We start from the raw sequence: 20,976 nt of genomic DNA, 5'->3' as shown, positions 1-20,976 counted from the left end.
TCTTTAATCAATTTGTATAGGAAAGTCCTTATTATAATATATTTTATAATTTTTTGTAATGCTTTTATGTACAAAAGAAGAAATAAGTTTATCAGCAAACAAATCTCCACAAAGACTTATTCCATCAAGTTTCATTTCATCATTTACCATATCAACACAAGAAGATACAAAATATGCAAAACTTTCAATATATCCCAGGCATATAAGATTTTCATTTGTTCCCGCTAGTTTATAACTTATACCACTTTGTATTAATTTATAAATATTAAATCTTCTTTTATATATTTTATCACTTTCATCTAATTTATAATCTATTCTAGGACCTTTATCACCCAAAGCATTATGTGCACCAGTTAATATACTCATTTCAAAACCTAAAATTACTGATACTATTTTCCATATACTATAAATAGAATTTTGACTTATTAAAGACAAGTCAAAACTAAGTGCAGTTTTATAAATATCTGGAAAAGATTTTTCATAATTAGAAATAAGTTTTGCTCCAACAGTATCTTTTTTTATTTCATCAAATAATTCACTCATACTAGTTGGTAATTCATATTTAAAGATATCTATCATTCCATCTATTTTTGTGGAATAAAGTGTCAATCCATCCTCATGCTTTGTACTTGCATAAGTATTTAAAATAGTTTTTTCAAATAAGTAATTTTCGCTTAATAAAACCATAAATTGAGATTTATTTTTTTCAGAAAACTCTTTATACACATCCTCTAAACTTTTATCATAGTTTTTTGATTTTAAAATTACTACTTGTCCATTATCTAAAATAGAGATTTTAGGAATCTCAATTTTTTTATATAAAGTACTACTAATAAAAGTTAAAGATGAATCAAAAACATCACTCTTCCAATATGCCAAAAATTTAATATTGTATTTTTCTAATTCCAAACATAATAAGTACAAAATCATATCATTGGCATATCTAACATCAATATTTTGATTTTGCAAAATATTTTTAGATTTAAATACTTCATTTATATTTAAATCTATACTTGGTTTTTCAATGGATGCTAGGGCAATTATCTCTTGTTTAGATGCAACAAGAACATCTGAAATACTATTTAAATCTGCACATAATAGCTTTATATTATCTTTTTTATTTTTATCCATCGAATCTAGTTTTGAAAAGATAAACTCACCACTTAAGGTTTTGATTTTAACTTTTTTCCCATCATTTATAAGTTTAGAGGTATATTCAAAATACTCAATATAATTTGATTTTTTTATCTCTTTTTTTCCATCAAATAAAATTAAAGCTTTTGCCTCTAAATCTTGCCCACAATCTTCGCAAAAAATAAAAGGATTATAATAGTTTTTATTACCTTTTTCTTCCACTGCTTTTAAGCATTTAGTACAAAAAGTTAAAGGAGAAGAATCTAAATAATTAATATCTGGAAAATTAGGAAACTCATCAACACATTCAACTTCGACATTTTTTAAAAAAATAGACATGGGAAGATATGTTGACAAAATCTTAGAAAATTCATCTAGTATCTCTTTTGTACTTTCTACAAACAAATTTATATGATTATTTTCTTTTGAGATTTTATAATTAATCTCAAAATCTTTTAGACATGCTTTTATATTATGAATAAGTGTAAAATTATTTGAAAAATATTCAAACTTATAAATAAGGACCATTTAGAATGTCCCTTTTGTAACTTACCTCTGCAATATTAGTAATAAATGTATCAGCTTTTTTTACACACATCTCCACATCAAATAGTTTTAAATGGTTTCTAATACTATTTTCCATAGTTATAATTGATGATTGAATCTCTTCGCTTAATTCAAAAGTAGTATCATCTGCAACTCTTTTTGGAATAACTCCCAGTATTTTAGTAAAGGGTAAGTCTTCATTCATATCTATCATTTTAAGTGTTTGAAGCATCTCAACTTCGTGAGCGCTTCCTTGCCAATTAACACAATTTGGCATTGCATTATAATCAAAAAAATACACATCACCTGCTTTTGCATCATTTGCATCAATGCAATCAATTATAACTACTTCATCATATTTTATTATCTCTGGAATTAATCTTTGAGCTAAAGTTCCACCATCAATGATAGTTACTTTTGATTTTTTTGATTTAAAAGTATACTTTTCATCTAAATAGTGCACAAAATGTGCACCTATTCCTTCATCTTGAAAGAGAATATTTCCTATTCCTAATATTAAGATATTCATTTTTTTGTTTTACTCTCTTTTTTTTCATGTTTTTTATGCCAACTATATCCACTAAAAATAGTATCCATAGAACCACTTTTCCCATATACAGAATTAAATACTGCCATATAAATATGAATAGGAATAAATATCAAAAATATCCACATTGTAAGGTGATGCAATTCTCTTACATTAGCCAATCCACCCATAAGTACTTCTATTGGTCTTAATAAGGGCATGAGAAGTCCAGCTAACCCATCATGATAACCATGCATATAAAGTATTAATCCTGTCAATGAAACTAAAAACAAAGTCATAAATACCATAAAATAAGCTATAAATTGTAAAGGATTATATATCCCTCTTCCCTCAGGATGAGTACCAATTAACATATAATATTTAATTTGTTGAATCCATATTTTTGGACTAATAAAATCAAAAAATGAAACCCTTTCAGTTCTACTTTGTCTATCAAAAATGAACAAATATACTTTAAATATTGTTGTAGCAATTAATACAAATCCAAAAACCAAGTGCCAAAATCTCCATAATGCATTCATAAAATTTACTGGTTCATCACTAACAAAAGGTGTTAAAAATGGTTTTGCAAGATAAAAGCCTGTAACAACTAATATCAATAAAGTAACCACTCTAATCCAGTGATTTAATCTTAGTACACCAGAAAACTCATATTTTCTTTCAATCATTTTTCAGCCTTTTTAGCACGATGTGCCATAAGTTGGATCAACTTTATAACTTCCTAGTTCATTACCTTTTGTATCCATCACATGAACTGCACAAGCAATACATGGGTCAAAACTATGAATTACACGAATTATTTCTAAAGGTTGAGTTATATCTTTTACTTTTAACCCTATTAGATTTGATTCATATGGACCTTTTAACCCAGTTGAATCTTCAGGACCTGCATTCCAAGTTGAAGGAACAACTGCTTGATAGTTTTCAACTACCCCATTTTTGATTCTAATCCAATGACTTAACATTCCTCTTGGAACATCACCAATAAATCTACCTTTATACTCTTTATCTTTATCAATTTTGTAAGTAGTGTATGTTTCTTGGTCTACTTTTAAATTTTCAATCAAGGTATCAAATGTTTCTAAACCATTTTCAATGATAGCTTTTACTTGTAAAGCTCTTGCAGCTGTTCTTCCTAATGTCGTAAATAAAGCTTCTGAAGGAAGTCCTGTTTCTTTTAAAAATTCATCTACAATTTTAACTATTTTTTTATTTCCACTTGCATATGAAACTAAAACAGAAGCTAAAGGTCCAACTTCCATAGCTTTTCCATCATATCTAGGAGATTTTATCCAAGAGTATTTACCTTTTTCATCAATTACTTTAGAATGCACTTCTTTACCTTCTGCACCTATTGTCATAGCTTCGCTCATACCTGTATAAAGTGGATTTGTTTTCCCATCATAAGGATGAAGTGGCTCATTATCTTTATACCAAGAGTGTGTTGCTTCTTCTGTGATTAGGTCTTCGTTAATAGGATGAACTTTTGATAAGTCACCATTTAAAATAATTCCTGTATCAAAAAGAAATTCACTTCTATTTAGTTGCATCTCTTTATGTGACATAAAATTCATAGTTCCTGCTTTTGTAGTAACACTAGGTTCAGAAGCATAAGCTTTTCCAGCCATCAAAATATCTGCATAATATGCATGTTCTATGAAGTTTGCTACTTCTTTATATTTTGTAAGGTATTCACTCATTCTTGAAGGATCTAATAAATCCATAATACAAGTTACTCCGCCAACTGTTAAACTTTGTGGGTGTGGTTGTTTTCCACCAAACATTGCCATAAGTTGTGCAGCTGTTCTTTGAACCTCTAAGGCTTTTAAGTAGTGACTTAAGGCTATTAAGTTTTGCTCTGGAGTTAATCTAAAAGTTTCATGTCCCCAATATGCATTTGCAAATGGTCCAAGTTCTCCTCTAGATGCAAACTCTTTTACTCTATCTTTTACTTTTAATAAGTCATTTTCACCAGTTGCAATTGGATAATTTGTATATTTAAAAGCTTCTTTACTAGCTTTTGCAGGATCTGCTTTTAAAGCAGATGTAATATCAACCCAATCTAAACCATGCAAATGATAAAAATGTACTAAATGGTCATGCATAAATAATGCTTGATTCATCAAACTTCTAGTTAGTTTTGCATTTAAAGGGGGAGTGATTTTAAGTGCATCTTCAACTGCTTCAATACCAGCTCTATAATGAGAAAATGTACATACTCCACAAATTCTTTGCATTAAAAATCCAGCGTCTCTTGGATCTCTATTTTTAACTATTGTTTCTAAACCTCTCCACAAAGTAGATGATGCAAAAGCATTCTTTATTACATTGTTTTCATCAACTTCAACTTCAATTCTTAAGTGTCCTTCTATTCTTGTAATAGGATCTACTATAATTCTTTTATTTGCCATTTTTATTCCTCATCATCACTTTTTGGATGTTTAACATTTGATATTACGGCATGAGCTGCAATTCCAATTGCTGTAACGCTTAATAAACCAATACCAATTTTATCAGCAGTAGCATCAGCACCACCTCCACCAAAAACTGTGTTATATAATTTGTCAGCAACTGGCTCTTCAAAAGGTCCCATAGTATCCCAAAAATCTGGTTCACTACACCCAATGCATCCATGACCTGCTTGTATTGGCCAAGACATATGTGAATTAAATTTATTTTTAGAACAGTTATTAAAGGTATATGGCCCTTTACATCCTACTTTATATAAACAATATCCTCTTTTAGCACCCTCATCTCCAAACTCTTCTACAAACTCACCAGCATCAAAATGACCTCTTCTCTCACATAAGTCATGAATACGCATCCCATAAGCCCATTTAGGTCTATTATATGCATCAAGAGCAGGTAAACTTCCATATAAAATATAATGCATCAAAGTACCAACTATATTTTTCTCACTAGGAGGACAACCCGGTACATTAATTACAGGTTTATTTGTAATTTTTGAAAGTCCTACTGCACCAGTTGGATTAGGAATAGCAGCTTGAACTCCACCAAAAGAAGAACAAGTACCAATAGCAAAAATTGCAGCTGCAGATTCACAGGCAGTTTTAGCATTTTCTTCACCAGTTTTTCCATGTCCACCAATAGTCAAAAAGTGTGCACTTTCACCATGGGGAATTCCACCCTCAACCATCAAGATATATTTACCTTTATGTTTTTCTATTGCATTTTCTAAGTTTCCTTCAGCTTGCCAACCAGCTGCTGCCATAAGTGTTTCATGGTATTCTAAAGATATATAATCAAAAATCAATGAATCAATTGTTGGAGCATCTGTTCTTAATAGTGATTCAGAGCATCCTGTACATTCAGCCATATGAAGCCATATAATTGGTAATCTATCACTTAATTCTGCTGCTTTTGCAACTAATGGTGTAAATGACCCAGGAAGAGCTAACATTGCAGTCATAGCAGTTGCCCATTTCATAAAATCTCTTCGTTTAATCCCTTTTTCTTCTAAAACATCTGGGATTGATTTATTATCATTTAATTTAGCAAGTTTTTCTAAACTCTCTAATCTTTTTGATAATTTATTAAATAATTTTGACATATCCAAAATTAATCCTTTTATTAATAAAGTTGAAATAATGAATAGTTATTCATTATTTTTTGTATAAAAAAACCAACCCAAAATGTGGTTGGCATATATAAATTAAATGAATAACTATTCACTTCTAAAATAATAAAAAAACCAGCTTCTAAAAGAAGTTGGTTTTTAACTTTAAATCTTTATTATTTTAATGAACGACTGTTCACCTAAGGGAATATTACAAGTAAAAATCTTAACTTAATCTTAACTTTATAATAAAATTTAGTTTTATAAAATTATTTTGGTCATATGTTACTTATTGGTACTTTTGAGAAAATAATTTTTTAAAACTCTTTATCCAAGGAATACTCTTTTGGAATAATTGTATTAAATGTTTTAGTAAAAGTTTTATAAGACTTTTCTAAAAGAAGAGAATTTGAAAACATATTTCCACATAAAATAATATCATCAAAACTTAACTCTTTTTTAAGAGCTTCTACTTGATTAACAATAAATTCACTTAAACTCTCATAGAAAGAATAAGCCAATATTTCATTTGTCACATCTGCCATTTTATAACTCATTATGCTTTGAATAATCCGTCTATAGTCTAAATAATTTATTCCTTCGATTTTTATTAATTTCATATCAATTTGAAGTCCACTTTTAACATTACAATTAAAAGCAGCATTTTCAAAATCTAAATAATCACCTAATCCAAGTACATAAGATGTGAGATTTAAGATTGCTTCAAATCCATTTACATCTTTATTTTTGAATTCTTTATTAAAATTTTGTGAAAAATTATTTTTATAATTTGTTATCAATCTAGCTGTATTTTCATCAATTAAAGATATCTCTTCCATCGCATTATTAATATCATAAATAATATTTGGAATTGTAATAATATCTCGCAGTCCTTTTCCAGGAATATTTAATGAAATAGAACTATTATCACTATTATATGAAAAATAAATAGATACACTTGGTTTTATTCTCTTATTATTTGTTGCAAGTGTAGCTTTTATAACTCCCCCATTATCATCAAAAAATTCCTTTGAATTATTATACTTTTTATTTAAATTATAATCATATTTTGGGAACAGAGATTTTTCACCATTTATAATTATATTGTCATTATTAAAATAAGTAACTTTTAGCCCATCTTGTAAACTCTCTTCTTTTACATAAAGTAAATAATCAATGCCTTCTTTTTGTAAAGCATTTGCAAAAAGTATAGTCTCTTTATCATCTGGCAATTTTGCATATATAAAATTACTCTTTGAATACTCTTTTTCTTTATTTTGTAAAATATTAAATTTTAGTTTTACTAAAGGTCTTTCAATAGAACAGAGAAGTTGTAGGTCTTTTTGACTCAAAGAAAACAATTGTGATAATTTATTTATATTACAAATAAAAAGTTTCACTTCATTATTTTTAGATTCAAACTCTTCTCTTAAAATTTTTGAAGGTAAAAATATATTTTTAAGTCCATTATGTGTCTCTATTTTAGAAACTCTTCCCTCTTTTATTCTTTTTATATCATTTGAGAAATCAATATTTGTATTTTCATTTATTATATTTTTAATGTCTTTATTTGTAAAAGTAAGGACATTTTGAAGTATATTTTTATTTTCAATTTCTTCTAGTGATTCATCAAACTCTTTAATAACATATGAGTTTTTTAAAAATATTGATAAAGGTAAAGTCTCACCTAAATATTTAAAAAAACCTTCAATCTTTTCTTCGCTATCATTACATGTAATTAATATAAATCCAATATATTGTTTTACACTAGCATTGATATCATACTCTTTTATTAGGTTTTCTAAAATATGTTTATAATATAAATTTGTACTATTGAATTCTATTTTATAAAATAATTTCATCTTGTAGTATCCTCATCATTTGGTATTCGTTCATCATATTCATCATTATACGATCCCAAGATTCCTTTACAAATTTGAGCTATAGATTTTTGCTCATCTTTTTTTTCTACTTTTATTCCTAAATTTTCTATATCAATTAGTGCTTGATTTATTAGCCCAATAAATTTCTCTTCAATAGTTTTTGTAAGTCCTATTTGAACACTTATAATATCTTCGGGAATTATTCCTATTATTGTAACTTCTGCATGTTTATCTAAAACAGAACATATTTCCAACATCTCAACAATCTCAACTTCATGGGCTGTTTTTCTATATTGACCAAGTCCCAATAAAACATCAGAAGGCAATCTATAAATATCTCCTACTTTATCTTCAATAGATACAGTATCTAAAATAATAACATTATCATACTCTTGAAAATAAGTCATTAATTTAAAACCTAAAGTTCCCCCATCAATAATCTCAATATCACCTTCAAAATTATAATTCTGTTCTAAATACTTGGCAGCTAAAATACCTACTCCCTCATCTTTAAAAAGTAGATTTCCAACTCCTATTACTATATTTCTCATATATAACCTTCATATTTATTTAATACATTCAAAAACAAAATAACTTTTACTTATGGATATATTATGTAAGTAATAGAAGTTATGAGCTATGCTCATAACTTCTATTTATCTAGATTTTTAGAGTTAACTTCATCATTTATAAATTTTGTTCCACCAAATACAATATTGATGTCTCCTTCTCTCCAAAAAATCGTTCTCCAAATTTGATAATAAATATGTGAAAAAACCCACATCAATAAAAGATACATAGCTGTATGATGTGCAATTCTAACACCCATATTTCCACCAAATACCCAAAGTGTCCAGTCAGTAGAAAAATGTAAAAGCCATGGCCACCATGCTCCAATTGAACTTTGTCCTGAAGCTAAACCATGAACATACATTTGAAGTCCAGTTAAAAGCATAAATACTAATAATATATGAAAAAGTGTAAAAAACATAATATTATAACTATCACTATATGTTGAATCAAACTTTTTTCTTCTATTAAAAGTTATTAGATTGAAAAAAACTTCACAGAATTCTATAAAGTTTTTCTTTGTCGGTAAAATCTTTCTATATGGTTTTTCAAATCTAGAGAAAAGATATAAATAACCAATTAAAATAGCTGTTACATCAAATATAATTGCCACAATAAAGTGTCCCCATCTATTCCATGCCATAACATACTTATCAACAGCTGGATCTGCAATAAATGTTTGATAATAAGGATGACCAATATATAGCCCGGTTGCAACTGCAACAATCATACAAATAGCATTTGTCCAATGTATTATTCGCATGACTGGAGTCATTCTTTCAACCCTTTTAAAATTACGCACGGCAAACACCTGTTGGGTCAATTTTATACACACCTAATTCTTTACCATGTGTATCTATAATATGTACTGCACAAGCAATACAAGGGTCAAAGCTATGTATTGTTCTTAAAATCTCTAGTGGCATATCAGGATCTACTACTTTTGTACCTACTAAAGAAGCCTCATATGCACCCATTCTGTTTTTATAATCTTTTGGTGCAGCATTCCAAGTTGAAGGAACTACTGCTTGATAATTTAAAACTTTTCCATCTTTTATTTTAATCCAATGTCCTAAAGCACCTCTTGGGGCTTCAGCCATACCAAAACCTTGAGCATCTTTAGAAACTTTATCAAAATCAAATTCAGTCCAAGTAGATAAATCACCACCTGCAGCATTTTTAGCTAATTCATCTGCCCACTCTATCACAACATCACACATCATTTCTGTTTCAATAGCTCGAGCAGCTGTTCTTCCTACAGTTGAAAATAAAACTTTTGTTGGTAAATTACCATTTTTTAAGAATGTCGTAACATATTTACTAATTCTTTCATCACCTTTTGCCACACCTACTATCATTCTAGCTAGTGGTCCAACTTCCATTCTATTATCATTATAGAGAGGTGATTTTATCCAAGAGTATTTATTTTTAATATCTAAGTAAGCAATACCATCTTTTTTCTCTTTAAATCCTGTGTAGTTTGGTTTTGTTTCACCTTCATAAGGATGTAAATTTGTTTTACCTTCATACCAAGCATGAGTTACATCTTCTGATATTTTTGTTTGGTCTAAGTCATAAACTTTTGATAAATCTTTATTCATAACTATTCCAGAAGGGAAAAGTTTAGCAGCCTCATAAAAAGGTGTATCATCTAAATTAAAATCACCATAAGACATATAGTTACCTAAACCACCACCTGTTCCATCAAGTGCTTCGTCAGCATACATAGTTCCAGCCATATAAACATCAGGAAGATATGCTTGTTTAGAAAATTTTTGTGCTTTTTGAATAATATCTTTAAATTCTGCTATTCTAGCTGGATTTTTAATATCCTGAACACAAGTAACACCACCAACAACAATTGATTGAGGATGAGGATTTTTACCTCCAAAAATAGCTTGTGCTTTTGCAATCTCTCTTTGTAACTCTAATGCATCTAAATAATGAGAAAGACCTATTAGGTTTTGCTCAGGAGTTAGTTTATAAGCTTTGCTTCCCCAATAAGCATTACCAAATACACCAAGTCTACCTTGTTTTACATATTTAGTAACTCTTTCTTGTACTTCAGCAAATACATCTTCGCTTGCATTCCATGGTCTTTGACCTGAAAGTTTTGCCCATTTTTGAGCCTCCTCAACAGCTTTTTTAGGATCAGCTTCAAGTGCTTTTGTAATATCAACCCAATCAAGTGCATGAAGGTGATAAAAATGTACAATATGGTCATGGATATATAAAGCACCTTGCATCATATTTCGCACTAATCTTGCATTTTTAGGAATAGTTACTTTAAATGCATGCTCAACTGCTTCAATACTTCTTTGATAGTGAGTACCTGTACAAACACCACAAATTCTCATTGCTAGAAGTCCACAATCCCTTGGATCTCTTCCTTTTAGAATCTCTTCTATTCCCCTAAACATTGTTGAAGAACTATATGCATCAGTAACTACATTATTTTCATCAATTACTGCTTCAATTCTTAAGTGTCCTTCAATTCTTGTAATAGGATCTATTACGATATGCTTACTCATTATGCATCCTCACTTTCGCCATTATTTACTGATCTTTTTCCAACAACTGCTGAAGCAATTGCATGAACACCTATACCTATTGTAGTTGCAGTTAACAACCCTAACCCAAACTCATCAACAGTTTTTTCAACTCCTCCGGTAGGAGCTTTTATATGTGCATCTGCCATAGGTCTTTCATATGCATATTTATCCCAAAAGTCTGGTTCACTACACCCAATACATCCTCGTCCAACACCAATTGGCCAGTTTGCACCATCGTTGTATCTTATAATTGAACAGTTATTAAATGTCATTGGACCTTTACATCCCATTTTATATAGACACCAATTATTTTTAGCACCTTCATCACCCCACTCTTCTACATATTCACCTGCATCAAAGTGTGCTCTTCTCTCACAGTTATCATGAATTCTATATCCAAATGCAAATTTTGGTCTAAGTAGTGAATCAAGTTCTGGAACTTGTCCTGTTAAAACATAATGAAGCACAACCCCAACCATATTTGCTGGATTTGCAGGACAGGCAGGGATATTAATTACTGGTTTACCTTTAACTAAATCCATAACACCAACAGCACCTGTAGGATTTGGTGCAGCAGCTGGAATACCACCAAAAGTGGCACATGAACCAACAGCAACAACAGCTGCTGCATCTTTTGATAGTCTCATTAAATGTTCTTGGAAAGTCTCACCTGAAGCTCCAATAGTTCCATATTGACCATTCATAGCTGTAGGAATTGCACCCTCTACAAATAATAAATATTTACCTTTGAAATGTTCAACCGCATCTTCAAGTTGAGCATCTGCTTGATGACCAGCTGCAGCCATAATGGTTTCATGAAATTCTAAAGATAATACATCAAAAATTAAATCATCAACAGTAGGTGTTGATGATCTCAATAGTGCTTCAGAGTTTCCAGCACAATCTTGCAACTCAATCCAAATCACAGGAAGTCTATTCATAAGTTCAGCAGCTTCTGCAACTAAAGGAGTAAACATAGGAGGTAACATAAGTGTTGCAGTTGTTGCACTTGCCCACTTCATAAAATCTCTTCTATTTACGCCTTCACTCTCAACTATATCAATAATATCGATATCTTTAAGAGCTGGTTGTTTTCTTAGTTTACTTAATCTAGCTTTTGTTTTTTCAAACAGATTATTGTAAAACTCTTCACCTTTGTTCGTATCCACCCTTGCAGAGTTTTGATTAAAAACTTTTTTAACCATCTCTTGAGAATCGTAAGCCATTTGTTCTCCTTAAATTAAAAAATGAATATTCATTTATTATCGTAATTTAACTTTTGCTTACTTAATTAAAACTTAATGTAGTATCTAAATAATGGGCTAGTATAGCAATAAAGTAGCATTTATATCAATATTTTTAAGCTTTATAATTATAATAATTTCAAATATTACGATAAGTTGGTACTTGATTTTACTTTAGTTCTAGGAATACATAAGTAATAGGAATTTTAACAATTTATAAAGCTTGTTACAAAACTACTCTACTTTTTGAATAAACATTCATTAATGTGTTGTACAAACAGAGCATACATCAAATGATCTTAATATAATTTTTGATTCATTTAGTGATTTAGAACCAATAATTGCTTTTTGGGCAACGCCTAATTCTATATTATTTTTTGGACCCAAATTCCAAACAGTAGGTGTAATGACATCATATTTTGTAATAAGCCCTTTATTTACACTAAGGGTGTGAACAAGTGAACCTCTACATGCTTCTACACTAGAAGTTGCAGTTATATTTTCTAGACTCTTTAAATCTATTTTAGGCTTAATATATGAGTCTTCACTTATATCTATTTGTTTTATAAGTTTTTTACTGTAGATTAAAAGATGTGCTATTTCATCAACCCTTGACATTACTCTTGTAAATGTTGAATCATCATACTTATTATGTAAGGTTGTTATAAACTCTCTTTCATTTATAACAGCTCTTGATAAGGGCCCTACTTCATAAAAATGTTTATTATATTGAACACTTTTAGACCATGTATGAGCTTTTTTATTATCTTTTTTATTTATATTAAAAGTATATTCTTCACTCTCTTTTATCTTTGCTAAATCAATATTATTAGATATCTTTTTATTATAAAGTCCAGGTTTTACATCTATCATGTCTGATAAAACTAAATGTCTATTGTGTGCCTTCCCCACTTGCTCTAGTTTTGTTTCAAAAGAGATATCAACAAAATCTCTCAAAGATGAAGATAGTAAAGTTAGTTCTTCAAAACTATTTAAAGATAAATAATTTTCAATGCTTATTCCTGCTATATCTTTTTCAAAATACTTTATTGTTTGATCAATATAGTTTTCGCAAGTTACAATATCTAATAGCGTTGGATCACTCATAACTCCACCAGGAATCATATAAGATGTATGTGGCCATTGTCCTGCATAAATTGCTAAGGCTTTGATTATTTCACTAGCACCTTTTTGTGCTCCTAGCCATTTTTCTCCTTTTAAGGGAGTATATCCCTCATATTGTTTTTTAGATATTGCTATAACATCTGGCATTATAAACATATAAAACCACTTAATATGTGAATCAATTATTTCAATAATCAATCCTAATTCCCTAAGTATTTTAGCTTTATTTGTTATTTGTAATTCGTTACCAGAATTTTTATATAAATTTTCTATTGCATTAACAGTTGCTAAAAGGTGAGCTTGTCCACATATTCCACAAATTCTTGGGGTATAAACTAAAGCATCTAAAATAGGTTTATTCTCTAAAATATATTCAAAGCCTCTAAAATTTAAAAAGTCAATTGAAGCATCACTTACTTTTTTATCTTTCCAAGTTAAATTAAGCTTTGCTTCACCCTCAATTCGTTCTACTATATCAACTGTTTTCATTATTTTTACTTTCATAAAAGTGGTTTAATTTTTGATTCAATCTAGGAATCGTAAATGTTTTAGCAACACCTGAAATTGATAAATATGCTCTTTTAGGAATTCCAAGTGGTGGCTCAAAAGGTATACCTATATGTTTTTTAGTTTCAAACATATTAAGTCTTGGAAAATCATATTCTGTACAGCCAATACAGGGCATACCAACCCTTGTTTTACTACTAACATCATTCCACAAAATTTTATTACAATTTGAGTGTGTCATTGGTCCACGACACCCTTCATTATAAAATAAACAACCCTCTTTTAATCCAAAACTTTTTGCCTCTACTTTCCACTCAAAGTACTCATTTCTAGTACAACCATGGTGAGCAAGACCTCCATACAACTCTATTGGTCTTGATTTATTATCAAGGGTAATTGAACCATTAAATTTCAAGGTAAAAAGAGTTTGAATTATCCATTCTGGATGAACAGGACAACCAGTAAGATTTATAATTTCATGGGAAAGTGATGCTTGATTTTCATTGGAAATATAATCTTTTAATCCACCAGTTTTGCCATTTTGTTCAAACTTTGCATGGATTCCTCCATAAGAAGCACAAGAACCAACGGCAATTAAAAAATTTGATTTTAAAACAAGTGCAGTTAAAACATCTGATAAATTTTTGTTAGAAATTGAAAAATAGAATTCATCATTTGTTATTGCACCTTCAACTAACAAATAATCAATTCTATCTTTTGATTCTAAAATCTCATCAAGAGTAGTATCAACAGTTAAACTAGGATGATAAATCAAATCAAAATTATTATTAAATTGTTCAAATCTTGATGAATTTGCAGATAAAAAAGAGTGGGTATTACCATTGCAAGTAATACCTTGAAGCCAAACAACTTTTGGTAAAGCTGTTTTATGCATTTTCATCATATTTTAGTGCTCTATAAATATTTTCAGCAATAGAATCAGAATATTCAAGTAAATCTTTTTCTAATACATTTTCTCCACTCATAAATGCAAATCCACCTAAACTTCCCATTAGCATACCAAATGCTGGGAAAAATTCTTGTTCTCTAAACTCTTTTTTTTGTGCACCATCATCAAGTAAAATCATAACTTCAGTTACAAATTCACCTACACACAAAAAACCCTCACACCCTTCTTTAAATACTTCTCTATTTGATAAATAAACTCTTAAAAAGTAATTTATTACTTCAGGAGAATTTTTTACATTTTTCAAATAGTTTTTAATAAATAAATAAAGTTTTTCTTTTGAAGTAATATCCATATTATTGATTTTTCTCAAATCATCTGCCATAATATTTGTAGAATATTTTATAGCAACTTTTGCTAATTCTTCTTTTGAGGAAAAGTAATTATACATATTACCAACACTCATACTCATAGCTTTTGCTATATCTGGAATAGTTGTATTATAAAAACCTTTTTTAGCGAATAGTATCAACGAATTTCTAATAATACTATTTTTTTTCTCTTCTTTTACAGACATAATTTTTTACCTTAATTTAATAATGATATATAATATTAAAATCTATGTTAATAATAAATGAATATTCACCATATTCTAATAATTAAATCTAAACATAAGAATCAAAACTCTTTTCTTTGTAATCACAATGTAATAATTTGTATTTATACTTCCGTAATTTCTTTCGAACGAAAGATTTTAAACTATATAAACGAAAGCTTATAATGAAACCAAAAGAGAGACAAGCCTATATTTTAGAAAAAGTAAGACAAGAAAAATCTGCAACAGTAGAAAAATTAAGCAAGATTTTTTCTGTATCTGTACAATCTATTAGAAAAGATATAAATTTTTTATGTGAAGAAGGACTTTTAAGAAGAATATATGGTGGTGTTGAAATGGCACTTCAAAAAGATAATATATCATATGATAGTAGAAAAATAATTCATTATGATGAAAAAAAAATCATTGCAAGATTAATTGCTAAACAAATTCCAAATAACTCTTCTTTATTTTTCTCAATTGGTACAACTCCTGAAATAATTGCAAAAGAACTAATCAATCACAAAAATCTAAAAATCTTTACAAATAATTTAAATGTGGCTCTTGTATGTTGTGAAAATTCCTCTTTTGAAGTAACACTTCATGGTGGATTATTAAGAAATAAACACAGAGACATAGTGGGAAATGATATTGAGAAATTTTTCAGTTCATATAGTGTTGATTTTGGAATATACGGAGTTGGTGCAATAGAAGGAAATGGTTCATTATTAGATTTTACACAAGAAGAGTGCCAAGCTAGGGAAGCCATAAGTAAATCTAGTAAAAAAGTGTTTTTAGTGGCTGATTATTCAAAATTTACAAGAAATGCCTACATAAGAAGTGGAAATATATCAAATGTTGATTCTATCTTTTGTGATAAAAAACCTCCTGAAAATATCTGTAAATTATTAGAAAAAAACGGCGTAGAAATAAACTATGAAAATGAATAGAGGAAATATTTAATGTCATCAATACAATTAAAAAATATAACAAAAAAATATGAAGAAAAAATAATTATAGAAAATTTAAACTTTACAATAAAAGAAGAGAGTTTTACAGTTTTATTAGGACCTTCAGGATGTGGAAAATCTACCACTTTAAGAATGATTGCAGGACTTGAAGAGATAAGCTCAGGTGAAATTTTAATAGATGGAAAAGATGTATCAAAACTACAATCTTCTAAAAGAGGTATCTCTATGGTATTTCAATCTTATGCTTTATTCCCTCACTTAAGTGTAGAAGAAAATATTCTTTTTGGATTAAAGGTAAGAAAAGTACCTAAACAAACCCAAGAAAAAAGGTTGAAAAAAGTTGTAAAACTTGTAGGTCTTGAAGGATTATTGGATAATAAGCCCTCACAATTATCAGGTGGTCAAAAACAACGAGTTGCATTAGCTCGTGCTTTTGTAGCAAAAAATAAAATATGTCTTATGGATGAACCCCTATCAAATCTTGATGCAAAATTAAGAAATGAGATGAGAATAGAGATAAAAAAACTACAGCAACAACTAAAAATGACAGTTTTATATGTAACCCATGACCAAACAGAAGCTATGAGTATGGCTGACCATATTATTTTATTAAATAAAGGAGAAATAGAACAACAAGGAACACCACAAGAATTGTATGAAAATGTTGCTTCCACTTTTGTGGGCAAGTTTATAGGAACTCCACCTATGAACATAATAAAAGTAAAAAAAGAAGGTACACAAATCTATATAGATGACCAAGAGTTTAAATCTACTTACTCAAACCGTATTTCCAATAAAACAAATTACTTTGGTATAAGACCTGAAGATATTTTCTTTGTAGAAAAAGATCAAGGTATAGAAGCAAAAGTTGTTTTTCAAGACTATCATGGCTCTGACACAATATTGGGTATTCAAACACTTAATAATGACTTAGAAAAACCAATTTTAGTGCGAAGTGATAAAAAAAATAGTTATCAAACTGGGGATAGGGTTTGGGTAAATTGGCAGGAATCAAAGATTAATTTTTTTGATTCTTTTGGTGAGAGAAGAGAAATCTTATCTTAAATAGTATTTTTAATAATAGGAAATAAAATGTTAAAACTTATGAAAAAAGTTGCTATGTATAGTGTTATAGGTGCAAGTTTGCTAACTAGTGCAAATGCAGATAAAACAAAACTAACAATGTATTATCCTGTATCTGTGGGTGGGCCATTAACAAAAATAGTTGATTCTATGGTTAATGATTTTGAAAAACAAAATCCAGATATTGATGTAAAAGCGATATATGCTGGTAACTATAATGATGCTAGAATTAAATCACTTGCAGCTTTAAAAGCTGGAGAACCTGCTCAATTAGCCGTAATGTTCTCTATTGATATTTACGACTTAATTGAACAAGATGCCATTGTCTCTTTCTCTGACCTTGCAAAATCCCAAGAAGATAAAAAATGGCTAAAAAGCTTTTATCCAGCTTTAATGGAAAATGGTACAACTTTAGGGAAAGTTTGGGGTATCCCTTTTCAACGATCTACCATTGTAATGTATTATAACAAAGATGCATTTAAAAAAGTAGGTTTAGATCCAAACAAACCACCAAAAAACTGGGATGAAATGATTTCAATGGGTAAAAAACTTACAAATGATAAACAATGGGGAGTTATGATTCCTTCAACTGGTTATCCATATTGGATGTTTGGAGCACTTGCTAAACAAAATGGTGAAGTTCTTATGAATGGAGAAGGAACAAAAACTTATTTCAATAATCCAAAAGTTGTTGAAGCATTACAATATTGGAAAGACTTATCAAGTAAATATAAAATTATGCCAGAAGGTACAATTGAATGGGGAACACTTAGAAAAAATTTCTTAAGTGGTAAGACTGCTATGATGTGGCACTCAACTGGTAATTTAACAGCTGTTAAGAAAAATGCAACTTTTGACTTTGGTGTTGCTATGTTACCAGCAAAAGAAATGAGAGGAACTCCAACAGGGGGAGGAAACTTTTATGTGTTTAAAAATACAACTCCAAAACAAAAAGAAGCTTCTTTAAAACTAATCAAATTTATGACTAGCCCTGAGAATTCTGCAAAATGGTCAATAGGGACTGGTTATATTGGTATTTCAAAAGCTGCTTATGAAACACCTGCACTTAAAAAATATGTTGAAGAGTTTCCTCCTGCAAAAGTTGCAAGAGATCAATTAGACTTTGCAACTGCTGAATTATCAACTTATCAAACAGGAAGAGTTAGAAAAATATTAGATGACTCTATTCAAGCTGTATTAACAGATAAAAAAAGTGCTAAAGATGCATTAGATGATGCTCAAAACCAAGCAACAAGATTATTAAAAGATTATAAATAAGGAAGATTATGAGACATGTTTACGGTTGGTTATTGTTATTACCTGGATTTATTTTAATTGTTGCATTTACACATTATCCAACTGTAACAACATTTATTAACTCATTTTTTTCTAATCAAACAGTACTCAAGCCCAGAAGATTTATTGGGCTTGATAACTATGAGTATATGATACATGATCCAATATTTATACAAACGCTAAAAAATACACTTTATTTTTCACTAACAACAGTTCCTCTATCAATCATGATAGCTTTAGCAATGGCAATTTTTGTTCAAGAAAAAATAAAAGCTAGATCAATTGTAAGACTTGCATATTTTACTCCTACAATTTTACCTATGGTTGCAGTTGCAAATATTTGGCTGTTTTTTTATGCTCCCGAAATTGGTTTAATAAATCAAGTTCTTCACTACTTTGGATTTAATGAATACAATTTTTTAGGAGATAGAGATTTAGTTTTAGGTTCAACTATAGTTATGACTGTATGGAAAGAGGCAGGATTTTTTATGATATTTTATCTAGCAGCACTTCAAGGTATACCAAAAGAGTTATACGAAGCTGCAAAAATTGAGGGTTCATCTTCATGGATGACATTTACAAAAGTTACTTTTCCTCTTTTGATGCCTACAACCTTTTTTGTTATGATTAATGCTTTGATTAACTCATTTAAGATGATTGACCATCTGTTTATACTTACAAAAGGTGGTCCAGATAATGCCTCAAATTTATTACTATATTATATTTATGATGTTGCCTTTTCATTTTTTGATTATTCATATGCAGCAACACTTACTATTGTGTTACTTTCAATTTTAATCATTATTTCATTAATTCAATTTGGATTAATTGAGAAAAAAATTCACTACAAGTAGAAACATGAAATTATTACAAAAGATATCAACTTATACTTTAGCCCTTATATGGATACTTCCCTTATTTTATACTTTTTGGGCTGCTTTTCATACGGAACAATACTCTGCAAATTTTGATTTATTTGCACCTTTAAGTGTTCAAAGTTTTTATGATGCTTGGAATCAGGCACCATTTTTACACTATTTGATAAATACATTTACTTTAGTTACAATTATATTAATAGGTCAAATGATATTATGTACCCTTGCTGCATATGCTTTTGCAAAATTTGAATTTTATGGAAAAAATGTTGCTTTTTTTCTAGTACTCATTCAACTAATGATTATGCCAGAAAATTTGATTTTAGAAAATTATAAAACTATTTCATATTTTAATTTAGTAGATACAACATGGGGAATGGCATTACCTTATATTGCTTCAGCTTTTGGAATATTTCTTTTAAGACAAACATTTAAAACTATACCAAATGAGCTTGATGAAGCAGCTAAAATGGAAGGATGTTCTCCAATAGGGATTTTATTTAGAGTTTATATTCCTCTTTCGAAGCCTACATATTTAGCTTATGCTTTAGTGTCTGTTTCTTATCATTGGAATAATTTTTTATGGCCACTTATTATTGCAAATTCAAACAATGTAAAACCCCTTACAGTTGGATTAGCAATATTTGCAGCTCCTGAATCGGGAGTTCAATGGTCTACAATATCAGCAGCAACTTTGATATCGGTTGCACCTTTATTATTAGCATTCTTGATTTTTCAAAAACAGTTTGTTAATTCATTTTTACATACAGGAATAAAATAATGTACGAAGCTTTAAAAAATATTACTTTTATTATATTTGATTTAGATGGGGTATTTTATAGACAAGAACAAAGTTTAGAGGGAACAAAAGATATAATTGATTATTTGAATAAAGAAAATATTCAATACTGTTTTTTTACTAACAACTCCAATTATAAAATTCACAGATATAAAGCAAAACTCTTAACTTGTGGTGTTGATGTAAGTGAAAAAAATATTTTCACTACAACAAAACTAATTGAACACTATTTATTTGAAAATAAGCTAGATAATATTTATGTTCTAGGAAGTAAACAGTTACAAGAAAATCTATATGAGAAATATAAAAGAAATGATAAAAATCCTGATATAGTAATACTTGGGATGGAAAATAACATTACATTAAAAGATATATCAAATACTATTAATATAATAGGTGAAAATACACAAATAATAGCAGCCAATCCAGATAAACTAATTCCTGTAAAAGATGGCTTTGAGTTAGAGTGTGGAGTTTTGATTGATATAATTGAAGAGTATACTAAAAAAATGGTTCAAGTTATAGGTAAACCAAGTCCTTATGGTTTTAATACAATACTGTCTAAATTTGGCAAAGAAAACTCTGAAACTCTTATGATTGGTGATACTTTTGAAACTGATATTTTAGGAGCAAAAAATGCAAATATATCTGCTGGTTGGATAAATTCAGGTAATAAATTACCATCTGATACACTTGATTTTGATTTTATGATTTTTAAATCTTTGATAGAATTGAAAGAGAAAATAAAAGAAGCAAAGAGGTAAA

Annotated in this window: 19 protein-coding genes; 6 read left to right on the top strand and 13 right to left on the bottom strand. The window is 29.1% G+C overall.

The genetic code is table 11. The features are described from left to right. Positions 1 to 3: 3 nt before the first annotated feature. The 13 genes from LXN10_RS13105 to LXN10_RS13045 all read right to left on the bottom strand — a co-directional run bounded on the left by LXN10_RS13105 (position 4) and on the right by LXN10_RS13045 (position 15,169). A complete protein-coding gene (locus tag LXN10_RS13105) occupies positions 4 to 1,662 on the bottom strand; it encodes a hypothetical protein (protein WP_375723437.1) in 1,659 nt (552 codons plus the stop codon). Beyond that, a complete protein-coding gene (locus tag LXN10_RS13100) occupies positions 1,646 to 2,209 on the bottom strand; it encodes a HyaD/HybD family hydrogenase maturation endopeptidase (RefSeq protein WP_375723436.1) in 564 nt (187 codons plus the stop codon). Before LXN10_RS13100 ends, LXN10_RS13105 begins: the two co-directional genes overlap by 17 nt. Beyond that, complete coding sequence (cybH, locus tag LXN10_RS13095; RefSeq protein WP_375723435.1) at positions 2,206 to 2,895, bottom strand: Ni/Fe-hydrogenase, b-type cytochrome subunit; 690 nt, start codon at positions 2,893 to 2,895, stop codon at positions 2,206 to 2,208. Before cybH ends, LXN10_RS13100 begins: the two co-directional genes overlap by 4 nt. Before the next feature lie 12 nt (positions 2,896 to 2,907). After that, positions 2,908 to 4,638, bottom strand: a complete 1,731-nt coding sequence (locus LXN10_RS13090; RefSeq protein ID WP_375723434.1) for a nickel-dependent hydrogenase large subunit — start codon at positions 4,636 to 4,638, stop codon at positions 2,908 to 2,910. 2 nt (positions 4,639 to 4,640) lie between these two features. Further along, positions 4,641 to 5,798, bottom strand: a complete 1,158-nt coding sequence (locus LXN10_RS13085) for a hydrogenase small subunit (protein ID WP_375723433.1) — start codon at positions 5,796 to 5,798, stop codon at positions 4,641 to 4,643. Between the two features lie 323 nt (positions 5,799 to 6,121). After that, a complete protein-coding gene (locus LXN10_RS13080; protein WP_375723432.1) occupies positions 6,122 to 7,666 on the bottom strand; it encodes a Kae1-like domain-containing protein in 1,545 nt (514 codons plus the stop codon). Continuing rightward, positions 7,663 to 8,238 carry a hydrogenase maturation protease gene (locus LXN10_RS13075; RefSeq protein WP_375723431.1) on the bottom strand — a complete coding sequence of 192 codons (576 nt, stop codon included), beginning with the start codon at positions 8,236 to 8,238 and terminating at the stop codon, positions 7,663 to 7,665. Before LXN10_RS13075 ends, LXN10_RS13080 begins: the two co-directional genes overlap by 4 nt. A gap of 101 nt (positions 8,239 to 8,339) precedes the next feature. Beyond that, complete coding sequence (locus LXN10_RS13070; RefSeq protein WP_129099844.1) at positions 8,340 to 9,032, bottom strand: cytochrome b/b6 domain-containing protein; 693 nt, start codon at positions 9,030 to 9,032, stop codon at positions 8,340 to 8,342. A 19-nt stretch (positions 9,033 to 9,051) separates the two neighbouring features. Continuing rightward, complete coding sequence (locus LXN10_RS13065; RefSeq protein WP_375723430.1) at positions 9,052 to 10,788, bottom strand: nickel-dependent hydrogenase large subunit; 1,737 nt, start codon at positions 10,786 to 10,788, stop codon at positions 9,052 to 9,054. Continuing rightward, positions 10,788 to 12,035 (bottom strand): hydrogenase small subunit, encoded by a 1,248-nt coding sequence (locus LXN10_RS13060; protein ID WP_375723429.1) that lies wholly within the window; start codon positions 12,033 to 12,035, stop codon positions 10,788 to 10,790. Before LXN10_RS13060 ends, LXN10_RS13065 begins: the two co-directional genes overlap by 1 nt. Before the next feature lie 279 nt (positions 12,036 to 12,314). Next, positions 12,315 to 13,667: a nickel-dependent hydrogenase large subunit gene (locus LXN10_RS13055; protein WP_129099841.1), complete on the bottom strand. Its 1,353-nt coding sequence runs from the start codon at positions 13,665 to 13,667 to the stop codon at positions 12,315 to 12,317. Next, positions 13,654 to 14,589, bottom strand: coding sequence for a Ni/Fe hydrogenase (locus tag LXN10_RS13050; RefSeq protein WP_129099840.1), 936 nt, complete (start codon positions 14,587 to 14,589; stop codon positions 13,654 to 13,656). The genes LXN10_RS13055 and LXN10_RS13050 overlap by 14 nt, the downstream gene beginning before the upstream one ends. Next, positions 14,573 to 15,169 (bottom strand): TetR/AcrR family transcriptional regulator, encoded by a 597-nt coding sequence (locus tag LXN10_RS13045; protein ID WP_129099839.1) that lies wholly within the window; start codon positions 15,167 to 15,169, stop codon positions 14,573 to 14,575. Before LXN10_RS13045 ends, LXN10_RS13050 begins: the two co-directional genes overlap by 17 nt. Before the next feature lie 203 nt (positions 15,170 to 15,372). Here LXN10_RS13045 and LXN10_RS13040 point away from each other — a divergent pair, with 203 nt between their 5' ends. Genes LXN10_RS13040 through LXN10_RS13015 form a run of 6 tightly spaced genes read left to right on the top strand, consistent with a single transcriptional unit; the run spans position 15,373 to position 20,975 of the window. Continuing rightward, the gene (locus LXN10_RS13040; RefSeq protein WP_375723428.1) at positions 15,373 to 16,137 is read left to right on the top strand and encodes a DeoR/GlpR family DNA-binding transcription regulator; all 765 of its coding nucleotides are present in this window, start codon (positions 15,373 to 15,375) and stop codon (positions 16,135 to 16,137) included. Between the two features lie 12 nt (positions 16,138 to 16,149). After that, on the top strand, positions 16,150 to 17,223 hold the full coding sequence (locus tag LXN10_RS13035; protein ID WP_129099837.1) for an ABC transporter ATP-binding protein: 1,074 nt from the start codon (positions 16,150 to 16,152) through the stop codon (positions 17,221 to 17,223). A 27-nt stretch (positions 17,224 to 17,250) separates the two neighbouring features. Beyond that, entirely contained in the window at positions 17,251 to 18,519 is a 1,269-nt protein-coding gene (locus tag LXN10_RS13030) for an ABC transporter substrate-binding protein (protein ID WP_375723427.1), read from the top strand. Positions 18,520 to 18,527: 8 nt separating this feature from the next. Then, on the top strand, positions 18,528 to 19,391 hold the full coding sequence (locus LXN10_RS13025; RefSeq protein ID WP_375723426.1) for a carbohydrate ABC transporter permease: 864 nt from the start codon (positions 18,528 to 18,530) through the stop codon (positions 19,389 to 19,391). A 4-nt stretch (positions 19,392 to 19,395) separates the two neighbouring features. Further along, positions 19,396 to 20,193, top strand: a complete 798-nt coding sequence (locus LXN10_RS13020; RefSeq protein WP_375723425.1) for a carbohydrate ABC transporter permease — start codon at positions 19,396 to 19,398, stop codon at positions 20,191 to 20,193. Beyond that, positions 20,193 to 20,975, top strand: a complete 783-nt coding sequence (locus LXN10_RS13015; RefSeq protein ID WP_375723424.1) for an HAD-IIA family hydrolase — start codon at positions 20,193 to 20,195, stop codon at positions 20,973 to 20,975. Before LXN10_RS13020 ends, LXN10_RS13015 begins: the two co-directional genes overlap by 1 nt. Position 20,976: the final 1 nt, after the last annotated feature.

This window comes from Arcobacter iocasae, assembly GCF_042214795.1.
Classification (GTDB): Bacteria; Campylobacterota; Campylobacteria; order Campylobacterales; family Arcobacteraceae; genus Arcobacter; species Arcobacter iocasae.
This window is presented reverse-complemented; position numbering and strand designations above follow the sequence as displayed.